This window comes from Kineosporia sp. NBRC 101677 (genome assembly GCF_030269265.1).
GTDB classification, from domain to species: domain Bacteria; phylum Actinomycetota; class Actinomycetes; order Actinomycetales; family Kineosporiaceae; genus Kineosporia; species Kineosporia rhizophila.
Window position 1 is genome coordinate 550,169 of record NZ_BSTA01000001.1, and the last position, 20,716, is coordinate 570,884.

General features: G+C 69.3%; 17 protein-coding genes and 1 pseudogene. 13 read left to right on the top strand and 5 right to left on the bottom strand.

Annotated elements, in window-relative coordinates; translation table 11 throughout:
- Positions 1-58: 58 nt before the first annotated feature.
- On the top strand, positions 59-292 hold the full coding sequence (locus tag QSK18_RS02520; protein WP_232808264.1) for a hypothetical protein: 234 nt from the start codon (positions 59-61) through the stop codon (positions 290-292).
- Between the two features lie 63 nt (positions 293-355).
- Here the strand turns inward: QSK18_RS02520 and QSK18_RS02525 are convergent, their stop codons facing one another.
- The 3 genes from QSK18_RS02525 to QSK18_RS02535 form a co-directional block, all read right to left on the bottom strand.
- Positions 356-1,162 carry an ABC transporter permease gene (locus QSK18_RS02525; RefSeq protein ID WP_352396458.1) on the bottom strand — a complete coding sequence of 269 codons (807 nt, stop codon included), beginning with the start codon at positions 1,160-1,162 and terminating at the stop codon, positions 356-358.
- 35 nt (positions 1,163-1,197) lie between these two features.
- Entirely contained in the window at positions 1,198-2,160 is a 963-nt protein-coding gene (locus tag QSK18_RS02530) for an ATP-binding cassette domain-containing protein (RefSeq protein ID WP_232808266.1), read from the bottom strand.
- Between the two features lie 186 nt (positions 2,161-2,346).
- The gene (locus tag QSK18_RS02535; protein WP_285616460.1) at positions 2,347-3,048 is read right to left on the bottom strand and encodes a DnaJ family domain-containing protein; all 702 of its coding nucleotides are present in this window, start codon (positions 3,046-3,048) and stop codon (positions 2,347-2,349) included.
- 116 nt (positions 3,049-3,164) lie between these two features.
- Between QSK18_RS02535 and recQ the strand changes: the two genes are divergently transcribed.
- Entirely contained in the window at positions 3,165-5,009 is a 1,845-nt protein-coding gene (gene recQ, locus QSK18_RS02540; RefSeq protein WP_232808269.1) for a DNA helicase RecQ, read from the top strand.
- A 385-nt stretch (positions 5,010-5,394) separates the two neighbouring features.
- Positions 5,395-7,476, top strand: a complete 2,082-nt coding sequence (pta, locus tag QSK18_RS02545) for a phosphate acetyltransferase (protein ID WP_232808270.1) — start codon at positions 5,395-5,397, stop codon at positions 7,474-7,476.
- Between the two features lie 51 nt (positions 7,477-7,527).
- Here the strand turns inward: pta and QSK18_RS35830 are convergent.
- Positions 7,528-8,585, bottom strand: a pseudogene (locus QSK18_RS35830) (NAD(P)-dependent alcohol dehydrogenase).
- A 322-nt stretch (positions 8,586-8,907) separates the two neighbouring features.
- Here QSK18_RS35830 and QSK18_RS02560 point away from each other — a divergent pair.
- The 10 genes from QSK18_RS02560 (at position 8,908) to QSK18_RS02605 (ending at position 19,513) form a co-directional block, all read left to right on the top strand.
- A complete protein-coding gene (locus QSK18_RS02560) occupies positions 8,908-9,663 on the top strand; it encodes a hypothetical protein (protein WP_285616463.1) in 756 nt (251 codons plus the stop codon).
- Complete coding sequence (locus QSK18_RS02565) at positions 9,660-11,213, top strand: glycosyltransferase family 2 protein (protein WP_232808274.1); 1,554 nt, start codon at positions 9,660-9,662, stop codon at positions 11,211-11,213. Before QSK18_RS02560 ends, QSK18_RS02565 begins: the two co-directional genes overlap by 4 nt.
- A 412-nt stretch (positions 11,214-11,625) precedes the next feature.
- Complete coding sequence (locus QSK18_RS02570) at positions 11,626-13,143, top strand: sialidase family protein (RefSeq protein ID WP_285616464.1); 1,518 nt, start codon at positions 11,626-11,628, stop codon at positions 13,141-13,143.
- A 102-nt stretch (positions 13,144-13,245) separates the two neighbouring features.
- Entirely contained in the window at positions 13,246-14,427 is a 1,182-nt protein-coding gene (locus tag QSK18_RS02575) for a CapA family protein (RefSeq protein ID WP_269809442.1), read from the top strand.
- A 66-nt stretch (positions 14,428-14,493) separates the two neighbouring features.
- Positions 14,494-15,624, top strand: a complete 1,131-nt coding sequence (locus QSK18_RS02580; protein ID WP_232808277.1) for an SLC13 family permease — start codon at positions 14,494-14,496, stop codon at positions 15,622-15,624.
- A 53-nt stretch (positions 15,625-15,677) separates the two neighbouring features.
- On the top strand, positions 15,678-16,226 hold the full coding sequence (locus QSK18_RS02585; protein WP_232808278.1) for a GNAT family N-acetyltransferase: 549 nt from the start codon (positions 15,678-15,680) through the stop codon (positions 16,224-16,226).
- Positions 16,223-16,993, top strand: a complete 771-nt coding sequence (locus QSK18_RS02590) for a putative protein N(5)-glutamine methyltransferase (RefSeq protein ID WP_232808279.1) — start codon at positions 16,223-16,225, stop codon at positions 16,991-16,993. The genes QSK18_RS02585 and QSK18_RS02590 overlap by 4 nt, the downstream gene beginning before the upstream one ends.
- An 89-nt stretch (positions 16,994-17,082) precedes the next feature.
- Positions 17,083-18,789, top strand: a complete 1,707-nt coding sequence (locus tag QSK18_RS02595; protein ID WP_352396431.1) for a sodium:solute symporter family protein — start codon at positions 17,083-17,085, stop codon at positions 18,787-18,789.
- Positions 18,790-18,803: 14 nt separating this feature from the next.
- Positions 18,804-19,058 (top strand): hypothetical protein, encoded by a 255-nt coding sequence (locus QSK18_RS02600; protein ID WP_232808281.1) that lies wholly within the window; start codon positions 18,804-18,806, stop codon positions 19,056-19,058.
- Positions 19,059-19,099: 41 nt separating this feature from the next.
- Positions 19,100-19,513: a PPOX class F420-dependent oxidoreductase gene (locus QSK18_RS02605; RefSeq protein WP_232808282.1), complete on the top strand. Its 414-nt coding sequence runs from the start codon at positions 19,100-19,102 to the stop codon at positions 19,511-19,513.
- 62 nt (positions 19,514-19,575) lie between these two features.
- Here the strand turns inward: QSK18_RS02605 and QSK18_RS02610 are convergent, their stop codons facing one another.
- Positions 19,576-20,496: a glycoside hydrolase family 16 protein gene (locus QSK18_RS02610; RefSeq protein ID WP_232808283.1), complete on the bottom strand. Its 921-nt coding sequence runs from the start codon at positions 20,494-20,496 to the stop codon at positions 19,576-19,578.
- Between the last annotated feature and the right edge of the window lie 220 nt (positions 20,497-20,716).

Here is a 20,716-nt window from a genome sequence, read left to right on the forward strand (position 1 = left end):
ATGGGCCGTTCAGGTGTCGCCCAGAGCGTGTCACGGTGAGCGATCCTACGATCACAGCATGTCAGTCACCGTGATTCTGGCCCGGCACAACGGCCACGGCCGCACCTCCAGCGCCGACTTCTACAACGACGCGCAGAACATCGAGATCACCGACGCCGGGGCCCTCACCGTCGGCTGCGGCTGGCACGAGAACCGGGTCGTGGTGGGCGTCTACCCGGCCGGTGGCTGGCTGACCGCCTACGTGGACGCCGACCGCGAGTGGCGTGACTCCGACCCGCCCCGGGCCGCCTGACTGACAGCGGGCAGCGCGAAGGCCCCTCATCCGCCGCGCGGATGAGGGGCCTCGTCCGCGTGGTCAGGACTTGCGGTTGTACATCCGCAGCGCGATCGGCGAGAAGATCGCGGTGACCACGACCGAGGCGCCGAGCACGAAGAGGATGTCGCCGGAGTCGGGGTTGTCGTTCATCAGGCCCCGGGCCGCCTCGACCAGCAGGGTGACCGGGTTGACGTCGACGAAGGCCTGCAGCCAGCCCGGCATCGTCTCCGGCGGGGCGAACACCGAACTGACGAAGGTGAGCGGGAACAGGACCATCATCGAGATGCCCATCACCGCGTTGGGGGTGCGCACCTTCAGCCCCAGGATCAGCCAGATCCAGCTGAGCGAGAAGCAGAACACCAGCAGCAGCCCCACCGCCCCGACCAGGCCGAGGAGGCCGCCCGGGGGCCGGTAACCGATCAGCACCCCCACCAGCAGCACGATGGTGGAGGCCATCAGGTAGCGCAGGGTGTCGCCGAGCAGGGCCCCGACCAGCAGGGACGGACGCCAGACGGGCAGCGAGCGGATCCGGTCGAAGACGCCCTTCTCGATGTCCTGGTTGATCGTCATCGCCGTGTAGATGGTGATGAAGATGATGCTCTGGACCAGGATGCCGGGCAGCGCGTACTGCAGGTACTCCTTCGGCGAGCCGGAGACCGCGCCGCCGAACACGTAGGTGAACATCAGCGTGAACATGATCGGGAACATGGTCACGTCGAAGAGCTGCTCGGGCACGTGCTTGATCTTCAGCAGGGCCCGCCAGCCGAAGGTCAGCGAGGAGCTGACCGCCCCGGCCCGGGGCGGTCGCTCGGACGAGCCCAGCGCGGCCACGATCTTCGCGTCCATCGTGGTGGGGACGGGCCGGACTGCCTCACCGGTGCTCATACCGGCACCTCCTGCGTCTCTTCGGCCGGCTTGCCGGTCAGGGCCAGGAACACCTCGTCGAGACTGGGCTGGCCGAGCGAGTACTCACTGATCACCAGGCCGTGGTCGCCGACCCGCTGCAGGGCCCCGGCCACCGCGGTGGGGTCGGAGACGCGCAGCGAGATCGAGGCCGGGTCGGACTCCAGCACCGGCTCGGCGCCGAGCGACTCCCCCAGCAGCCGGGCCACCGCGTCGCGGTCGGCCGGATCGGCCACCCGGACCCGGACCGCCCCGGACCCGACCGAGGCCTTGAGCTGACCGCTCGTGCCCTCGGCGATCACCCGGCCGTGGTCGATCACCGCGATCCGGTCGGCCAGCTGGTCGGCCTCCTCCAGGTACTGGGTGGTGAGCAGGATCGTGGTGCCCGCCCCGACCAGGGCCCGGACGATCTCCCAGACCTGGTTGCGGCTGCGCGGGTCGAGACCCGTGGTCGGCTCGTCGAGGAACATCAGGTCGGGCCGCACGACGATGCTGCCGGCGATGTCGATGCGCCGGCGCATACCTCCGGAGTAGGCCTTGACCTGTTTGCTGGCCGCGTCGCTGAGGTCGAACGCGGCCAGCAGCTCGCTCGCCCGGGCCCTCGCCGCCGAGCGCCCGTAGCCGTACAGCCGGCTCAGCAGAATCAGGTTCTCCAGGCCGGTCAGGTCCTCGTCGAGCGAGGCGAACTGACCGGTCATGGCCACCCGGGCGCGGACCTCGGCGGCCTCGCGCACCACGTCGTGGCCGAGCACGGTGGCGGTGCCGCCGTCCGGGTTCAGCAGTGTGGCCAGCATCCGGATGGTGGTGGTCTTGCCGGCCCCGTTGGGACCGAGCACCCCGTACACACCTCCGGTGGGGATCTGCAGATCCACCCCGTCGACGGCGCGCATGTCTCCGAAAACCTTCACCAGACCGGCTGTTTCGATAGCCAGGTCGGTCATCGCACCCCTCCCGAATCGATCGGCACCAACGCGGCACCCACGCGGGTGCGTCAGTAAGGACCGGCCTCGCAGCCGTTTCTCATCGGTGTCCAGCCTGATTCCTGAACCCGTCTCGAGGTCAAGGGGCAGAGTAGACCGGACGGGTGTCCCGGCGCCTGCGAATTCTCCACCAGGCGTAGCGTGAACTCACCGCCAGTAAGGGAGGACGATGATGTCACTAGGCCCGCCCGACCATCTGAACTGGGACGACATCGGCCCGGACGACGCCGCGATGCCGACCCGCCCGAGCGAACGGGGCGCGTGGCGCAGCCACGAGCACGACACCTCCGACGACGAGGTGGACGCCGGCGTCACCCGGCTCAACCTGTCCTGAACGGATCCGCCCCGGGCGCGCCCTCTCCGATTCAGGACGAGGGTGCGCACCCGGGCGAACAGGCCCGGTCGCGCGGTCGACGGCGCCGGTTCAGGAACCGGTTCCGGTTCAGGGCGGGCCTGCTGCCAAAGCGCCACCGTCTCGTCCGCGTCGAGCACGCCGACCGCGATCAACGGCCCGTCCATCGGGCGGCGGTACTGATCGAGCAACCGTGCGTTGAAGTCGGCGACCGTCTCGCGCAGCACCTGCTCCGAGCCGATGGTGGGCAGGGCCTGCAGCAACGCCGCCCGCTCTTTGCGCAGGATCAGCAGGGGCGGCAGCAGAGCCTGCAGGTCACCGCCGGAACGCTCGACCCAGTCGCGGGCCCACTGCTCGGCCGAGAACGGGCGGTCCAGACTGCGCAGCGGCTTGCCGTGGCCGTCGAGGTTGTCGAAGGCGCCGCGCTCGCGGGCCTCGCGCAACTGACGCTCGACCCAGTCCTCGTGCCGCATGTGGGCGGGCTTCTTCTCGGTCATGAGGCTCCCCTCGGCATCCCTGAGGTTCAACGCTGTCCGCCCCGGGGTGTTCCCGGCCCGGACGGCTTTTCCACAGCCCGCCCGGGCCCGGCGGCACCACAACTACAATCGCCCGGGTGACTGCTACCGAGGCGACGACAGACCCGGCTCTCGAGGTGCTGCACCGGGTGTTCGGTTACGACTCGTTCCGCGGCAGCCAGCGCGAGATCGTCGACCAGGTGGTCGGCGGCGGCGATGCACTGGTGCTGATGCCCACCGGCGGCGGCAAGTCACTGTGCTACCAGATCCCCGCCCTGGTGCGGCCCGGCGTCGGCGTCGTCATCTCACCGCTGATCGCCCTCATGCAGGACCAGGTCGACGCCCTGCAGGCGCTCGGGGTGCGGGCCGGCTTCCTCAACTCCAGCCAGGACTACGAGACCCGGCGCGAGGTCGAGAAGGCTTTCCTGGCCGACGAACTCGACCTGCTCTACCTGGCTCCCGAGGCGCTCGGCGGCGGCACCTCGGCCACCTGGCGGCTGCTCGAGCGGGGCAACATCGCCCTGTTCGCGATCGACGAGGCGCACTGCGTGGCCCAGTGGGGGCACGACTTCCGGCCCGACTACCTGGCCCTGTCGATGCTGCACGAGCGCTGGCCCGACGTGCCCCGGATCGCGCTCACCGCCACCGCCACCTCGCGCACCCACGACGAGATCGCCCAGCGGCTGAACCTGCGCCAGGCCCGGCATTTCGTGGCCAGCTTCGACCGGCCCAACATCCAGTACCGGATCGTGCCGAAGAACTCCCCCACCAAGCAGCTGCTCGATCTGCTGCGCACCGAGCACAACGGCGACGCGGGCATCGTCTACTGCCTGTCCCGGGCCTCGGTGGAGAAGACGGCCGAGACGCTGAGTGCGGCCGGCATCCCCGCCCTGCCCTACCACGCCGGCCTCGACCAGCGGGTGCGGGCCACCAATCAGTCGCGGTTCCTGCGCGAGGACGGCCTGGTGATGGTGGCCACGATCGCCTTCGGCATGGGGATCGACAAGCCCGACGTGCGGTTCGTGGCCCACCTCGACCTGCCCAAGTCGATCGAGGGCTACTACCAGGAGACCGGCCGGGCCGGACGCGACGGTCTGCCCTCCACCGCGTGGATGGCCTACGGCATGAACGACGTGGTGCAGCAGCGCCGCATGATCGACGGGTCGGAGGGCGACCTGGCCCACCGCCGCATGCTGTCCACCCATCTCGACGCGATGCTGGCGCTGTGCGAGACGGTCGACTGCCGGCGCACCCGGTTGCTCAACTACTTCGGCGAGCAGGCCGAACCGTGCGGCAACTGCGACACCTGCCTGAACCCACCGCAGACCTGGGACGGCACCGTGCCGGCGCAGAAGCTGCTGTCCACGGTGTACCGGCTGCAGAGCGAGCGGAACCAGAAGTTCGGCGCCGGGCAGTCGATCGACATCCTGCTGGGCAGGAAGACCGAGAAGGTGGCCAAGTTCCGGCACGACCAGCTCAGCGTGTTCGGCATCGGCACCGAGCTGAGCGAGTCGCAGTGGCGCGGGGTGGTGCGGCAGTTGCTGGCCAACAACCTGCTCGCGGTCGAGGGCGAGTACAGCACTCTCACGCTCACCGAGGGCAGCGCCGGGGTACTGCGCCGCGAGCGCGAGGTGATGATGCGCCGCGAGCCGGAGAAGGCGGCCCGTTCGTCCGGTGGCTCGTCCGGGGGCTCGTCGAAGAAGCCCGTGGTGGAACTGCCGCCCGAGGCCGCGCCGGTGTTCGAGCGGCTGCGGGCCTGGCGCGCGGGGGTGGCCAAGGAGCAGGGGCTGCCCGCCTACGTGATCTTCCACGACAAGACGTTGCGGCAGATCGCCACCCAGCGCCCCGCCACCCTGAGCGCGCTGGGCACGGTCGACGGGGTGGGCCAGGCCAAGCTGGAACGCTACGGGGAGCAGGTGCTGGAGGCGCTGGCTTCGGAGTAGAGCGCGAACAACAGACGTCGGTGCCCGCCGGCCGCAGTCGGGTCGCGGCCCGAGGTGGCGGGCGATTGCGGACGGGGGTGGCCGGCGATGGGCGGTCGGGTCGCCGGAACAGGGTGGCCGGTCAACTTATGGACGTCGGTGGCCGGGGACCACGGTCGGGGTTCGCCGGGGCCGGTTGGGCGGGTGGGCGGGAGTAGCGAACGCCACGCTGGTGCCGATGATCACGGAACTCGGGCCCGGGACAGGGGGCCCGGGTGTCCCAGGACCTCCGGCCCCTCGATAACGTCCTGTCCAGACATCTGCTCGCCAGGCCGGAGGGCGAGGGGGCCATCCACACGGCAGGCTGAACCGCGAGCAGTGCGCCGCCCGTAATTTGGAGTGCTCGATGACCCGCACCCTGTTGATGGTCCCCACCGGACACGGCTCCGGACTCACCACCACGTGTCTCGGCGTGGTCGCGGCGTTGCAGCAGCGCGGGGTGGACGTCGGCTTCTACAAGCCGCTGGCCCAGTTCCGCGAGCGCGGCGACGTGGCCGACACCTCGACCGCGCTGATCCGGCTGATCTCCACCCTGGAACCGCCGGAGCCGATCCCGGCCAAGCAGGCCGAGCAGCTGCTCAGCGAGAACAGCCTCGACGTGCTGATGCAGCAGGCGGTCGAGGCGGCCGAGCCGCTCCTGGCCGAGCACGACGTGGTGGTCGTGGAGGGCCTGGCCAGCGGCGCCGGCGGGGTCTACTCCGGCCGGGTGAACCTGGCCCTGGCCAAGGCCTTCGACGCGGACGTGGTGCTGGTCAGCGGGGCCGACGTGGACGGTGACGTGTCCCGGACGGCCGGCTCGATGTCGATCACCGCGCAGACCTACCGCGGGGGTGAGCACGACCGGGTGATCGGCGCGATCGTCAACCGGGTCACCGGTTCCACGCCGCAGCAGAAGGCCGAACTGCACCACGCGCTGGCCGACGTGGGGCTGCGGCTGGCCGGGGCGGTGCCGGCCAAGGAGGAGCTGACCTGGCCGCGCACCAGCGACCTGGTCTCCGGGCTGAACGTGAAGGTGCTCAGCCCGGGCGAGTCCGGGCGCCGGGTGAAGGACATCATCATCGCTGCGCAGTCGGTGCCGGGCATGCTGCCGCTGCTGCGCGAGGGCCGCCTGGTGGTGGTCCCGGGTGACCGGCACGACGTGATCCTCGCGGTCTGCCTGGCCGCGATGAACGGGGTGCGGCTGGCCGGCCTGCTGCTGACCGTGGGCATCGAGCCGGACCCGCGGGTGTGGGAGCTGTGCAAGCCCGCCGCCGCGACCGGTCTGCCGATCCTGGTGACCGACGGCTACAGCTACGAGACCGCGCTCACGCTGAACTCTTTCGACCCGGAGATCCCCTCCGACGACCGCGAGCGGGCCCGGATGGCGGCCGCCACGGTGGCCGCGTCGCTCGACCCGGGCTGGATGGCCGACCTGCCGCAGGCCACCCACCTGACCCGGGTCAGCCCGCCGGCGTTCCGGCACCGGCTGACCATGCGGGCGCGGGCGGTGAAGAAGCGGATCGTCCTGCCCGAGGGCAGCGAGCCGCGCACGTTGCGCGCGGCCGTGATGTGCCAGCAGCGCGGTATCGCCCAGTGCGTCCTGCTGGCTCCCGAGGAGGAGGTGCGCAAGCAGGCCGAGGGCCTTGGGCTGAAACTGCCCGATGGGCTGGAGATCATCGACCCGACGCACGTGGACCAGCGGTACGTGGACAAGATGGTCGAGGCCCGCAAGCACAAGGGGATGACCCCGGAGCGGGCCCAGGACGAGCTGACCGACCCGATCACGCTCGGCACCATGATGCTGCGGCTGGACGAGGTGGACGGTCTGGTGGCCGGCGCCGTGCACACCACCGCCGCCACCGTGCGCCCGGCCCTGCAACTGCTGGGCACCGCCCCGGGGGCCGAACTGGTCTCGTCGGTGTTCTTCATGTGCCTGCCCGACGAGGTGGTCATCTACGGCGACTGCGCCGTCAACCCCAACCCCACACCGTCGCAGCTGGCCGACATCGCGATCCAGAGTGCGCGCTCGGCCGAGGCTTTCGGGATCGAGCCGCGGGTGGCGATGATCAGCTTCAGCACCGGCAGCTCGGGCTCGGGCACCGACGTGGCGGCCGTCACCGAGGCCACCCGGATCGTGCACGAGCGCGCCCCGGAACTGCTGGCCGACGGCCCACTGCAGTACGACGCGGCCGCCATCTCCTCGGTCGCCCGCAGCAAGGCCCCGGACAGCCCGGTGGCCGGCCGGGCCACGGTCTTCGTGTTCCCCGACCTGAACACCGGGAACACCACCTACAAGGCGGTTCAGCGCAGCGCCGACGTGATCAGCATCGGCCCGATGCTGCAGGGGCTGGCCAAGCCGGTGAACGACCTGTCCCGGGGCGCCCTGGTCGACGACATCGTGTACACGATCGCCCTCACCGCGATCCAGGCCGCCCAGCGCGACTCCTGAGGCCGAGGCCGACCGGAAGGTCGCTGGGGCAGCGACCTTCCGGAACCCGGTCTAGAGCGAGGGCACGCCCACGGCCCGGCCGATGATCTGGCCCTCGTGCAGCAGCCGGTAGGCCTCGGGCACCTGGTCCAGGCTGAAAGTACGCGTCTGGATGTGGATCTGGCCGCGCTGGGCCATGGTCACGAGCTGCCCCAGCTCGGCCCGGCCACCCCAGAGCGAGGTGGAGACGGTGGTGTTGTACGGCACCGACAGGAAGCCGATCTTCACCCCGCCACCTCCGGCGCCGACGATCACCACGTGCGACTCGACGCCGGCGCAGGCCACGGCCAGTTCACTGGTCTTGTCGAGGCCGACGAAGTCGAACACCACATGGGCACCCCGGCCGCCGGTCAGCTTCTTGACCGCCTCGGCCGCCTCCGGCCCGGACGGCAGAACCTCGTGCGCGCCGCACTCCTTGGCCAGGTCGAGCTTCTCCTGGGTCACGTCCATCGCGATGATCCGGGTGCCGGTGAGCTCGCGCAGCAGCTGGACCGCCACGTGCCCGAGCCCGCCCACGCCGATCACCACCGTGGTGCTGCCGCCCCTGAGCTTGGGCAGCACCGAGAGGATGGCCTGGTACGGGGTCAGGGCGGCATCGGTGAGCGAGGCGGCCCGCACCGGGTCGAGGTCACCGATCGGCACCAGACGGCGCGGGGTGTCCACGATCATGTACTCGGCCATCGCACCGTCGGAGCCCAGGCCCGGTGAGTGGGGGCACCTCCCGGCCCTTCAGGGCTGGGGGACACGCCCCGCAGGCAGAGCATTTCCTTTCCGGCAGCGCACATCTCGCACACTCCGCAGCCCCAGCACCCGTGCACGATCACCGGGGCACCGACCTCGATGCCGGTGGCCCCCTCGCCGAGTTCCTCGACGATGCCGGCCGGCTCGTGCCCCAGCGTCATGGGCAGTTCGTAACCCAGGGCGTTCGGCGCGGACATGACGACCTCGTCGGAGTGACAGAGGCCGGCCGCCGTGACCTTCAGCAGGACCTGACCGGGACCGGGCTGCGGTTTGGGAACCTCGACGACCTCGGGGCCCTGGCCGATCTTCCGGTACTGGACGGCTTTCATTGGTTTACCTCTTCCCATGACATCGACAGCGACGCGCTGTCCAGCACGCCAGTCCTTAAACGACAACTGTCGGATCGGGCAGAGGGCCCATAAGCGGCGAACCGCAGCCGTCAGTGCTGTGAGATGCGCCCGCCCTCGACGCAGCGTGAGCAAGATGCTCGATCAGTGACAGTCGGTGAGCCAAACGCAGGGAAGGATCGCGATTACCTTCCGTAACACCCGCGGTCTGTGGCGAACTTGGTGTCACACAGAGCGACCGAAACGGCCTCCTCGACGACGAGAAGCCGCTCGGCCGACACCCATCGTCACGCAATGGGGTTCCATGTCCAGACCGCGCACCATCCTGTCCCATGGCCGGCGTCCGTCCCAGACGCCTCGCCGTAACGGCTCCTCCGAAGGCAACCGCCGTGTCCCCGGCCTCGCCCCGAAGCGCCGCCTGAAGCACACCGCCCTGGTGGCCTCGGCCCTGTCCCTCCCGCTGCTCCTGAGCGGCTGCTCGATGGAGTGGGCCTCGATGAGCCCGTCCGTCTCGATGGCGAAGACCGACGTCAAGAGCGTCGCCGCGGTGACGAAGCCGTCGCCCACGGCCACCCCGAGCGCCTCGAGCACTCCGGCGGCCACCGCGAGCACCGACCCCTTCGCCGACGGCGAACTGGCCGAGGGCTCGCTGAAGCACAGCAAGCCGGTCGGTGACCACGCCCTGGTCATCATCTACTGGACCGACGGGACCAGCACGGATGTGTACCTGTCGGCCGAACTGGAAGGCGCCGACCGCGAGCACGCGGTCAAGGTGACCCGCTTCGCCGCCACCCTGAGCAGTGACGGAACCGAGACGCCGCTCGCCGACGACCAGGGCGAGTTCGTGCTCACCCCGCCGTTCTCCTACACCTCCGCGCTGGCCCTGCCCGCGGGCACCGCGGAGACCGGCACCACCCTCGACATCCGCTTCGACCTCCTGGTCGAGACCGCGCCCGGCTCGGGCGCCTTCTACCGTCAGACCGTGCTCGACACCGTCGCGCTGAACGCCGGTTCCACCCGTTCAAGCAGCGAGGTCGTCAGTGAAGGAGCAGCCCAGTGAGCAGCAACGAGATCCTCATCGCCCGTGAGCCCGGCGAGGTCCACGTGGTCACCGACGTGCCCGCCGGCCGCACCCCGCAGGCCGTCGACCACCGGCCCTTCCACCAGCGGATGATCGACGCCGGTCAGCAGGCCGCCGCCCGCGCCCTGAACCTGCCGGCCCAGCCCGGGCCGGTCACCGGCGGGCGGGTCGGCGACCTCGAGGTGATCCGGCACGCCCGGATCGCCTGCGTGATCCCGGCCTACAACGAGCAGGACAGCATCGCCGACGTGCTGGAGTCGCTGCTGGCCCAGACCCGGCTGCCGGACGTGATCCACGTGGTGGTGAACAACACCGACGACGACACCGTGGAGATCGCCACCCGCTACGTGGGCAAGCACCGCCGCACGGTCAAGGGCACCACCTACGAGACCAGCATCCACGTGCACGACATGGGCGTGAACCCGGACAAGAAGGTCGGCGCGCTGAACTTCGGCTTCCGTCTGGCCCGCGGCTACGACTACCTGCTGGGCGTCGACGGCGACACCACGGCCGACCGTCGCGCGGTGGAGTGGCTGGAGAAGGAGATCGTCGACGACCCGCGGATCGGCGGCATCTCGGCCATCTACTCGATCGACAAGGCCAAGATCGAGGGCGGCATGGCCAAGTTCCTGGTGGCCGGCCAGCGCGCCCAGTTCGCCGGCTTCAACATGGACAACCTGCTGCGCGGCCGGAACATGGCGGTGCTCGGCGGCCAGTTCAGCATCTTCTCGATGCACGCCCTGCAGACCGTGATGATCCGCGACCACCAGCACACCCCCTGGGTGCGCGACTCCGAGGTCGAGGACTCCAAGCTCAGCCTGCAGATCCGCGACGCCGGCTTCAGCACCAAGATCAGCGCCCGGGCCCGGGCCTACGTCGGCGCGATGACCGACCTGCGGGCGCTGCACGGCCAGCAGGTGAAGTGGAACTACGGCGCCATCGACCTGATGTGGCCGGGCCAGCGCGGTGACACCAAGGGCCAGCCGCTGCACCCGAACCTGCGGCTGCGCTGGTTCGAGAACGTCTCGATGCTCTCGAACATCTTCAGCCGGATGAGCTTCCTGCTGCTGCTGGCCGCGGCGCTGTCGATCGACGCCTTCGTGTTCAACCCGGTCTGGCTGATCCCGCCGGTGATCGCCCTGGTGCTGAACCTGCGCCTGGCCCTGGCCATGCACGACAAGTCGGCCTCGGACATCGCCTACGCGTTCCTGCTGCCGTCGGAGATCTACATGTGGATCCGGATCGGCCACTTCCTCTCGGCCTGGACCCAGTTCTTCGCCCGGGTGGAGAAGGACAACTGGGCGGCCCAGGCGGCGGCCGAGAAGGGTCGCGGCGCGGCCTACATCTTCCCGCTGGTGGTCTTCGCGGCGGTGTTCGGCCTGCTGATCCTGGCCTGGAGCCAGCAGTCGATCGGGGTGCAGGCGGCGATCCTGTCGCTGGGCTGGCCGGTGCTCTACATCTTCACCGTGGTGCAGACGCTGTTCATGGCCCGCAAGGTGTTCCGCCGGCAGCGGGGTTTCACGGTCTGAGCCCCCGGCCGAGCGGACCCCGGTCCTGACCACCCACGGGTGGGACGGGACATCCCGCCCGCGCAGGTTGCAGGACCGGGCAGTCGGCGGCGGCCGGTGCCGGAGACGTCAGGGTGCGTGACCCTGCCGTCTCGGCACCGGCCGCCGCTGCCGTTTGCCAAGGCCCGGGTCCGGCAACCGCGGTGCCCCCGGGTACCTGGAGCAGGCCTCGGTGCACCCGAAAGACATCTGCAGTCAATATTTCTCACTTACCCCTGAAACCATGATCATCATATCCTCAGGTCCGACCGTTTTCCGGATCCTCGGGGGATTCATGGAATCGAGTGAGTCGCTTCACCCAGCCGTACCCTCAAGACCTACCGAGCAGTGTCGATCCGGTTCGTGTGGCCCTCGACGTGATGAACACCGCCGAATGACCCGTCCGAGCTTCCGCCGGTTCGCCGGCGGCCTGATCGCCTGCTGCACCGCCGTGTCCGGGCTCGCCCTCGGCACCGCCGTCTCCGCCTCCGCCGGAGCTTCGTCCGCGCACGCTCCGCAGGTCACCGGCGTCCAGAAGGCCGCCCGCTGCGTGAGCACCCCGTTCCGCAGCCAGCCGGCCAAGACCCTCTGGTACCGCATCCCCTCGGTGGTGCGCACCAACGCGGGCACGCTGCTGGCCTTCGCCGAGGCCCGGGACAACAGCGACGCCAGCGACATGGGCGACTACGACATCGCCCTGGCCCGCTCCACCGACGGTGGCTGCTCCTGGAGCGAGCCCCGGGTGATCGCCAGCGACGCCGCCAACCGGGTGGCCAGCCCCTCGGCCATGGTCGACCGGGAGACCGGCAAGATCCTGCTGTTCTCCAACATCACCGAGCGCCCGAACTCCGGCGGCCGGGGCAAGGGCCTGTACCTGCAGACCAGCACCGACGACGGCAAGTCGTTCTCCCCGCTGCTGGCCAACCAGATCCGGCCGAACGACGACATCCGGGGCGGCATGCCCGGCCCGGGTCACGGCATCCAGCTGACCCGCACCAACAAGGGCCGCCTGGTCGTCCCGGTGGTCTACCGCACCAAGGAGGGCGTCTACGGCGCCTACGGCATCTACAGCGACGACCACGGCAAGTCCTGGCAGGTCGGCTACCACCAGCTGGACCACAGCCGTAAGCAGAACTGGATCGAGGGCACGGTCGCCGAGACGGACAACGGCGACGTGTTCATCAGCTACCGGGCCGGCCGCCACGGCACTCCGGCCGGGCAGGCCCGGGTCTGGGGGATCTCCAAGGACGGTGGCCGGTCGCTGGCCGGCAAGGGGCTGACCCGGTCCAAGCTGCCGGTGGTCTCGGTGCAGGGCAGCGCGCTGGTCCCCACCGGCCGCTACGACGACGTTCTGCTCTACTCCTCCCCGGCCGAGCGGGACCGCAACCTCCGGCGGGACATGTCGATCTTCGTGAGCGACACCGGTGGCCGCACCTGGGACAGCCGCTACCAGATGAAGCTGCACAGCACCCCGGCCGCGTACTCGGACCTGGTGCAGCTCGGCAGCAACCTCGGCATCCTCTACGAGACCGGGGTGGTGGGCTGGAAGGAAGAGATCGTCTTCGAGACCGTCCCGATCTCCCAGGTGCTCAACCCCACCAAGGTCGGCTCGCGGATGAGCTTCTACCGCAACCCCCGGCCGGTGCCCGCCTCGCAGAACGCCAAGGCCCAGGTACGGATCAAGGTTCCGGGCACGGCTCGGCCCCAGGGCCGGGTGACCCTGACCGCGACCGCCGACAACGGCCGTAAGAGCAGCGCTTCGGTCGACCTGACCTACTCCAACCGGGGATCGCGCTGGGTGGTGCTGCCCAAGCTGGACACTGGCACCTACCGGCTCACGCTCACCTACTCGGGCACCGTGCGGATCAAGGGCACCACGGTCTCGGCCGGCACCCTCCGAGTGACCCGGTGAGTTCAACGACAAATCCGGTGAACCGGCGGCAACCGCCATACTCGGTGCGTGCTGCACACCGGTAACCGGCCGAACGGCCGCAGAGCCCGGCTCCTGCCCATGATGGCAGCCGGGCTCTGCGCTGTATTGGCGTCCTGTTCGTCCGGAACCACAACACCAGTGGACGATGTGAGCGAGACAGGCGCACCGGCGTCCTCAAGCAGTTCAGAGGCAACCACCCCGGCAGCCGCACCCACCCCCGCGACCGAGCGTTTCAGTCTGGTGGCGACCGGGGACGTCCTGTTGCACGAATCGCTGTGGGATCAGGCGACGAAGGACGCCCGGCGCACCGGGTCGGGGTCGATGGACTTCGGTCCGATGCTGGCTGGGGTGAAACCGTACGTCGACGCGGCCGATGTCGCGCTGTGCCATCTGGAGACCCCGCTGGCCCCCGAGGGCGGCCCGTACTCGGCCTACCCAATGTTCTCCGGACCGCCCGAGATCGCCGACGGCCTGGCCGCCACCGGATACGACGTGTGCAGCACGGCCAGCAACCACACGTTCGACAAGGGCGCCGACGGGGTGGACCGCACGCTCGACGGCCTCGACGAGGCGGGGATCGAGCACGCCGGTTCGGCCCGCACCGAGAAGGAGTCGCGGCGGATCACCCGGCTCGACGTGAACGGGGTCAGCGTCGCCTTCCTCTCGTACACCTACGGTTTCAACGGCATGGACTGGCCCGACGGGCAGACCTGGCGGTCCAACCTGATCTCGCCGGAGCGGATCCTGCGCGATGCCACCCGCGCCCGTAAACAGGGGGCCGACGTGGTGGTGGCGGCGATGCATTGGGGCACGGAATACGATCAGTCGCCCTCCTCGCAGCAGACTTCGCTGGCCCCCGAACTGGCCCGCTCGGGCAAGCTCGACCTGATCATCAGCCACCACGCGCACGTGGTCGAGCCGGTGACCCGGATCGGCAAGACCTGGGTGGTCTACGGCCTCGGCAACCTGATCGCCGACCACTCCACCCCCGGCGACCCCAACGCTGAGGGGTTGCTCACCCGCTTCACCTTCGAACGCCCGGCCGGCGCCCGCCGGTTCACCGTGCAGCAGGCCGAGTACGTGCCGTTGCTGATGACCAAGCAGCCGCCCTATCGGGTGCTCGACGTGCGTAAGGCGCTGCGCACGAAGAAGTACGGCTCGACCGACCGCGCCCGGCTGCTCGAGGCGCTGCGCCGCACCACCTCGGTCGTGGAAAGCCTGAAGGGGGCGAAGAAGGGGCTCACCCCGGCCGCGATCCCCTAGGGCCTGTCCTGCGCCTCCATCAGGTCCGAAGTGCGGGATTCGGCCCGGCCCGGTTGACTTCCCCCCATGTGGCTGGTGCTCGCTCTGGGCGGTGCGGTCGTCGTCCTCACCGGCTGGCTACCGGCCGACACGGCCTACGACGTGGCAGTGGAACGTGCCGTACCGGTCATGGTCTTCCTGGTCGCGATCACGGTGCTGGCCGACCTGGCCGAGAAGGCCGGGGTCTTCGACGCGGCCGCGCGGGTCTGTGCCCGGCTGGCCCGCGGCTCCACCGTGCGGCTGTTCCTGCTCGTGGCCGGGCTCGGCACCCTGACCACGATCGGGATGAGCCTGGACACCACGGCCGTGCTGCTCACCCCGGTGGTCCTGACCATCACCGACAAGCTGGGCCTGCGGCCGCTGCCGTTCGCCCTGCTCGTGGTCTGGCTGGCCAACACTTCCAGCCTGCTGCTGCCGGTCTCGAACCTGACCAACCTCCTGGCCGTGGACCGGCTCGGCGTGCACCCGGGCGAGTTCCTGGCCCGGATGGCCCTGCCGGAACTGGCCTGTGTCCTGGTCACCGTGCTCTACCTGGGGCTGATCCACCACCGTGACCTGCGGGGTGGTTTCGACCCGCCCGAGACCGTGCCCCCGCCGGACATCTGGACCTTCCGGATCTGCGCCGCGGCCTGCCTGGCCCTGGCCCCGGGCGTGATCATCGGCATCGAACCGTGGATCGTGGCCGTGCCCTGTGCCGCCGCTGCGGTGGCGGTGTTCGCCGTCCGTTCGCCGCACAGCCTGGGTCTGGACCTGCTCCCCTGGCGGATCGTGCTGCTCACCGAGGGCTTGTTCCTGGTGGTCACCGCGGTGACGGTGCACGGCGGCCGGGAGCTGATCGAGAACCTGGCCGGTGACTCCACCCTGGCCACGGTGTTCACCGCCGGGGCGGCGGCCAACTTGGTCAACAACCTGCCTGCCTACCTGGCCGTGGAGTCCGCGGTGCCGCAGGGCGCGACCACGCAACTGCTGGCCGCTCTGATCGGCACGAACGCCGGTCCGCTGATCCTGGTCTGGGGCTCACTCGCCACCCTGTTGTGGAGGGAACGCTGCCGGGCTCGCGGGGTGCAGATCAGTGCCCTGCGGTTCGCCCTGGTCGGACTGGGCGGGGTGCCTCTGGTGCTGCTCGCCGGCTGGGCGGCCCTGCTCGTCACCGCCTGAGCGCGCTGGAATTCGGGTGACCGGGTCCGCGCCGGAGGACTAATCTCCGCTGCGTGCGGATCAGACGCGAGACCGAGGCCGACCGGGCCGCCGCCGACGAGGTGAACGTACGGGCGTTCAGCTCGGAGGGCCCCACCATCGGCCGACTGCTGAGCGCGCTGAGGGCCATGCCGCCCTCGGAGTGCGACCTGGCGCTGGTGGCGGAGGAGGACGGCGTGATCGTCGGCTCCACCCTGTGCACCCGCAGCCTGCTCGACGCCCCGCGCCGCCTGGTCGACGTGGCGGTGCTGAGCCCGCTGGCGGTCGCGCCGGAGCACCACGGTCAGGGCATCGGCTCGGCCCTCGTGCGGGCCGCGATCGAGGAGCTCTCCCGGACCTCGGTGCCCCTGCTCTTCCTCGAGGGCGATCCGGCCTTCTACTCCCGGCTGGGCTTCGTCGCCGGTGGCCCGCTCGGTTTCCGTAAGCCTTCGCTGCGCACTCCCGACGAGGCGTTCCAGGTGGTGAAGCTGCCGGCCTACGCGGACTGGATGACCGGAACCCTGGTCTACGCCCGCGAGTTCTGGGACAACGACTGCGTCGGTCTGCGCGATCCGCAGGCATGACCCGGTACGAGGTGCTCGACCGGCTGCGGCGGGCCGGTTGCGTCTGGCCCGAGGACGAGGCCGACCTGCTCATCGAAAGCGCTTCCGACGAGCAGGATCTGACGCTCAAGACCGAGCGGCGGGCCGAGGGTGAACCGCTCGAGCTCGTCGTCGGCTGGGCCCGGTTCCGCGGCCTGCGGATCCGCGTCCGGGAAGGCGTCTTCGTTCCTCGCCACCGCACCGAGTTCCTGGCCCAGCAGGCCATTTCGGCCCAGCCCGACACAGTGGTCGAGCTGTGCTGCGGCGCCGGGGCGATCAGCGCCTCGATCCTGAACGAGGTGCCCGGGCCGGTCGAGCTACATGCGGCCGACATCGACCCGGCGGCAGTCGATCTGGCCCGGTCGAACCTTCCTGCTGATGCGAACGTGCATCTCTACACCGGCGACCTCTTCTCCCCCCTGCCCGGCCGACTACGTCGAACTGTGGACGTCGTTGTCGCCAATGTTCCCTACGTTCCCACCGAGGAGCTCGCCTTCCTCCCTTCAGAGTCCCGCCGCCACGAACCGGAAACGGCGGTGAACGGCGGGCCCGACGGCCTGACCGTGTTCACCCGACTGGTCGCCGGGGCCCGGGAATGGCTGGCGCCCGGCGGTCGGGTGATGGCCGAGGTGAGCCGGCGCCAGGTGCCGTTCGCCGAATCACTGATGGCCCGTCATGGGCTGAGACCAGAAACACACATCGACGAAAACCTCGACGCCACAGTAGTGTCGGGCGTCACTACCCCCTGATCCGGGGTGCCGCCAATCGGGGCGTCCACAAATTGCGTCAGGCAACGACCAGGTTTATACCTGAGGTTGCCCGAACCGGATTCCAACCCATGGAAGCCAGGGCCAGCACAAGGGGGTTCCTGGTGGACTCGGACGTCCTCCGCCTCGATGCGTCAGCCATCGACTACGTCATCCTGGCGTCCTACTTCGCCGTCGTCCTGGGCATCGGCGTCCTCGCCCGACGCCAGGTGTCGAGCAGCATCGACTTCTTCCTGTCCGGCCGCTCGCTGCCGGCCTGGGTGACCGGTCTGGCGTTCGTCTCCGCGAACCTGGGCGCGATCGAGATCATGGGCATGTCGGCCAACGGCGCCCAGTACGGCATGCCGACCATGCACTACTTCTGGATCGGCGCCGTCCCCGCGATGCTGTTCTTGGCCGTCGTGATGATGCCGTTCTACTACGGCTCGAAAGTCCGTTCGGTGCCGGAGTTCATGCTCCGCCGGTTCGGCCCCGCGGCCCACCTGGTCAACGCCGTGAGCTTCGCCCTGGCCCAGGTCCTGATCGCCGGCGTGAACCTGTACCTGCTCGGCACGATCGTGAATGTGCTTCTGGGCTGGCCGTTGTGGGTCTCGCTGATCGTCGCCGCGGCGATCGTGCTGGTCTACACCACCCTCGGCGGGCTCTCCGCGGCGATCTACAACGAGGTGCTGCAGTTCTTCGTGATCGTCGCCGCCCTGCTCCCGCTCACCCTGGCCGGCCTGCACAAGGTCGGCGGCTGGGAGGGCCTGAAGGAGAAGGTGGCCGCCAGTCCCGGTGGCGCCGAGCAGCTCTCGGCCTGGCCCGGCAACGAACTGTCCGGTTTCTCCAACAACTTCCTGTCGGTCGTCGGCATCATCTTCGGCCTCGGCTTCGTGCTCTCCTTCGGTTACTGGACCACGAACTTCGTCGAGGTCCAGCGGGCGATGGCCTCCAAGAGCATGTCCGCCGCCCGCCGCACCCCGGTGATCGGCGCCTTCCCCAAGCTGTTCATCCCGTTCATCGTGGTGATCCCCGGCATGATCGCCGCGGTCTCGGTGCAGGAGATGATCCAGTACAAGGGCGACGGCAGCGGCGACGTCACCTACAACGACGCCCTGCTGCTGCTGATGCGCGACCTGCTGCCGAACGGTCTCCTGGGCCTGGCGATCACCGGTCTGCTGGCCGCCTTCATGGCCGGTATGGCCGCCAACATCAGCGCTTTCAACACGGTCTTCAGCTACGACATCTGGCAGACCTACGTGGTGAAGGACCGCCCCGACGGCTACTACCTGCGGGTCGGCCGCTGGGTCACGGTGGCCGCGACGGTGGCCGCGATCTTCACCGCGCTGATCGCCTCGGGCTACTCGAACCTGATGGACTACCTGCAGCAGCTGTTCTCGTTCTTCAACGCCCCGCTGTTCGCCACCTTCATCCTCGGGATGTTCTGGAAGCGGATGACCCCCACCGCCGGCTGGGTCGGCCTGGTGGTCGGAACCAGTTCCGCCGTCTTCGTCTTCATCCTGTCCGAGACCGAGGTGATCAGCCTGCAGGGCCAGGGCGCGAGCTTCCTGGCGGCCGGCGTCGCCTTCGTCGCCGACATCGTGGTGAGTGTGCTGGTGACCATGGTGACCGCACCGAAACCCGAGTCGGAGCTACGGGGTCTGGTCTACTCGCTGACCCCGAAGGCCGACCTGAGCGAGAACCGCTCCGGTGACGAGGCCGTCTGGTACCGCTCCACCCCGATGCTCGTCGGCGTGGCCGCCGCGATCACCGTGGCCCTGAACATCATCTTCTTCTGAGAGGGGTTGCCACGATGGCTGAAGCAACGAAGACCACCACGGCGGGTGCTTTCGACATCCGCAACATCATCGGCGGCCTGATCGGGTTCTACGGAGTGATCCTGCTGGTGATGGGGCTGTGGTTCACCGACGACGCCGACATCGCGCGCACCGACGGGGCGAACTGGAACCTGCGGGTGGGGATCGGCCTGCTGGTCTTCGCCGTGATCATGCTGGCCTGGGTGTTCCTGCGCCCGCTGCGGGTCCCGGTGGACGACGACCAGCAGTAACGTGACTCCGTTCATCCCGCAACGACCGCTGGAGTAGAGCAATGGCCACGCGCGCCCTTCCGGAAAGCCACCAGGACCTGCTCGAACGCGCCAACTTCGCCCATCTGGCCACGATCCGCCCGGACGGGTCGCCGCAGAGCAGCGTGATGTGGTTCGCCTGGGACGGTGAGACGCTGAAGCTCACGCACACCAAGAACCGGCAGAAGTTCGCCAACCTCCAGCACGAGCCGCGGGTGTCGTTCTCGGTGCTCGACCCGGAGAACCCGTACCGGTTCCTGGAGGTGCGGGCCCGGCTGGAGTCGGTCGAGGACGACGACGCGGAAGCCTCGTTCTACCGGTCGCTGCAGGTGCGCTACGGCAGCGTCTACCCGATCCCGGACGCGGACGTGCGGGTGATTCTCACCTTCCGGCCCGAGCAGTACATCGCCGTGGTCGGCGGCCAGGTCGTCAACTGACCTCTCGGGCAACGGAAAAGACCGGCGACCTTCGGGTCGCCGGTCTTTTCCGTTGCGGGGGTCTACTGCGGCAGGAAGGTGCTGTCGATCAGGGCGGTGTTGGCCACCGTCGGGCGGGTCGGCTTGGCAGTGGAGCCGAACGGCGCCCAGTTCGCGCTGTGCCAGACGTTCTGCATGAACAGCGAGGGGCTCTGCGGGATGCGGTCGGACGGGCCGCGGTAGTCCCAGAGCACGACCTTCCGGTTCTGGTTGTCGAAGGTGTAGAAGACGACCCGGTCGGCGCTCCAGTCGAACTTGTAGGTGCGGAACTGTTTCGAGGCGTCGAACCCGGGGATCGGGGTGGTGCGGGCCGGCAGGTTCTCACCGGGCAGCGGCTTCTCGCAGCCCTTGCCGTAGGCGGTGATGTAGCAGTTGTAGAGCACCTCGCCGGTGCGCACGTTCACCACCCGGGAGATCGAGCGCAGGTTGTTCGAGGTCTCGCTGTAGTCGGTCCAGATCGTCATCCAGACCACGTCCGGCTGCGAGCAGAGGATCTCGAAGTCGATCTCGTTGTTGTCGGTCACGCCGTTGCCGTTGGTGTCGGCGTGGTCGCGGGAGTAGGTGAAGGCCGCGGTGATCACGCCGGGCGCGTTCTTCTGGCCGGTGCAGTCGGCGGTCTTCATCCGGCTGCCGAAGGTGCCGTACTTGTAGGCCTTGGTGGTCTCGAAGCCCACCCCGCCCATCGGGCCGGCCTCGGGATCGGCCGGGAGGGTCAGCCTGAGCGCCTTGCCGTCGACGGTGCCGGGCACCCGGGTGGCGGTCTGCAGGGTGGTGTAGTCGGTGTTCGGGCGGATCAGGCTGGGCGCGGTGTTGTTCCAGGCCATGGTGCGGGTGACGCTCGTGGCGGCCATGGCCGGCTGGGAGACGAGCACCGACACCAGTGCGGTGGAGACCAGGGCGAGAGCCGCCCCACCGATCCTACGAACGCGTCCGGCGCCGAACACTTGCCCTCCTGGCTGTCTATGTGGACTGTGCAGTAGACCCAGGTACACAGTTCGTCAGCAGGAGTAGACATCCAAGTAGATGGTCGCCCGCCCGGCGTAGATGACGCCCGCGGTGCACTCGAACAGGCGATCGAGGCCGCCCCGGGCTTCAGACCACGCTCGGACAGCTCAGAGGCCGGGCTGAGAACAGCACGGATCTTGAACTTCGCCGGGGCGGGGC

Bases quoted from the DNA above. Each gene is read 5' to 3' on its own strand.
- QSK18_RS02520 (WP_232808264.1), top strand. From the start codon at position 59: ATGTCAGTCACCGTGATTCTGGCCCGGCACAACGGCCACGGCCGCACC.
- QSK18_RS02525 (WP_352396458.1), bottom strand. From the start codon at position 1,162: ATGGACGCGAAGATCGTGGCCGCGCTGGGCTCGTCCGAGCGACCGCCC.
- QSK18_RS02530 (WP_232808266.1), bottom strand. From the start codon at position 2,160: ATGACCGACCTGGCTATCGAAACAGCCGGTCTGGTGAAGGTTTTCGGA.
- QSK18_RS02535 (WP_285616460.1), bottom strand. From the start codon at position 3,048: ATGACCGAGAAGAAGCCCGCCCACATGCGGCACGAGGACTGGGTCGAG.
- pta (WP_232808270.1), top strand. From the start codon at position 5,395: ATGACCCGCACCCTGTTGATGGTCCCCACCGGACACGGCTCCGGACTC.
- QSK18_RS02560 (WP_285616463.1), top strand. From the start codon at position 8,908: ATGTCCAGACCGCGCACCATCCTGTCCCATGGCCGGCGTCCGTCCCAG.
- QSK18_RS02570 (WP_285616464.1), top strand. From the start codon at position 11,626: ATGACCCGTCCGAGCTTCCGCCGGTTCGCCGGCGGCCTGATCGCCTGC.
- QSK18_RS02575 (WP_269809442.1), top strand. From the start codon at position 13,246: ATGGCAGCCGGGCTCTGCGCTGTATTGGCGTCCTGTTCGTCCGGAACC.
- QSK18_RS02580 (WP_232808277.1), top strand. From the start codon at position 14,494: ATGTGGCTGGTGCTCGCTCTGGGCGGTGCGGTCGTCGTCCTCACCGGC.
- QSK18_RS02590 (WP_232808279.1), top strand. From the start codon at position 16,223: ATGACCCGGTACGAGGTGCTCGACCGGCTGCGGCGGGCCGGTTGCGTC.
- QSK18_RS02595 (WP_352396431.1), top strand. From the start codon at position 17,083: ATGGAAGCCAGGGCCAGCACAAGGGGGTTCCTGGTGGACTCGGACGTC.
- QSK18_RS02600 (WP_232808281.1), top strand. From the start codon at position 18,804: ATGGCTGAAGCAACGAAGACCACCACGGCGGGTGCTTTCGACATCCGC.
- QSK18_RS02605 (WP_232808282.1), top strand. From the start codon at position 19,100: ATGGCCACGCGCGCCCTTCCGGAAAGCCACCAGGACCTGCTCGAACGC.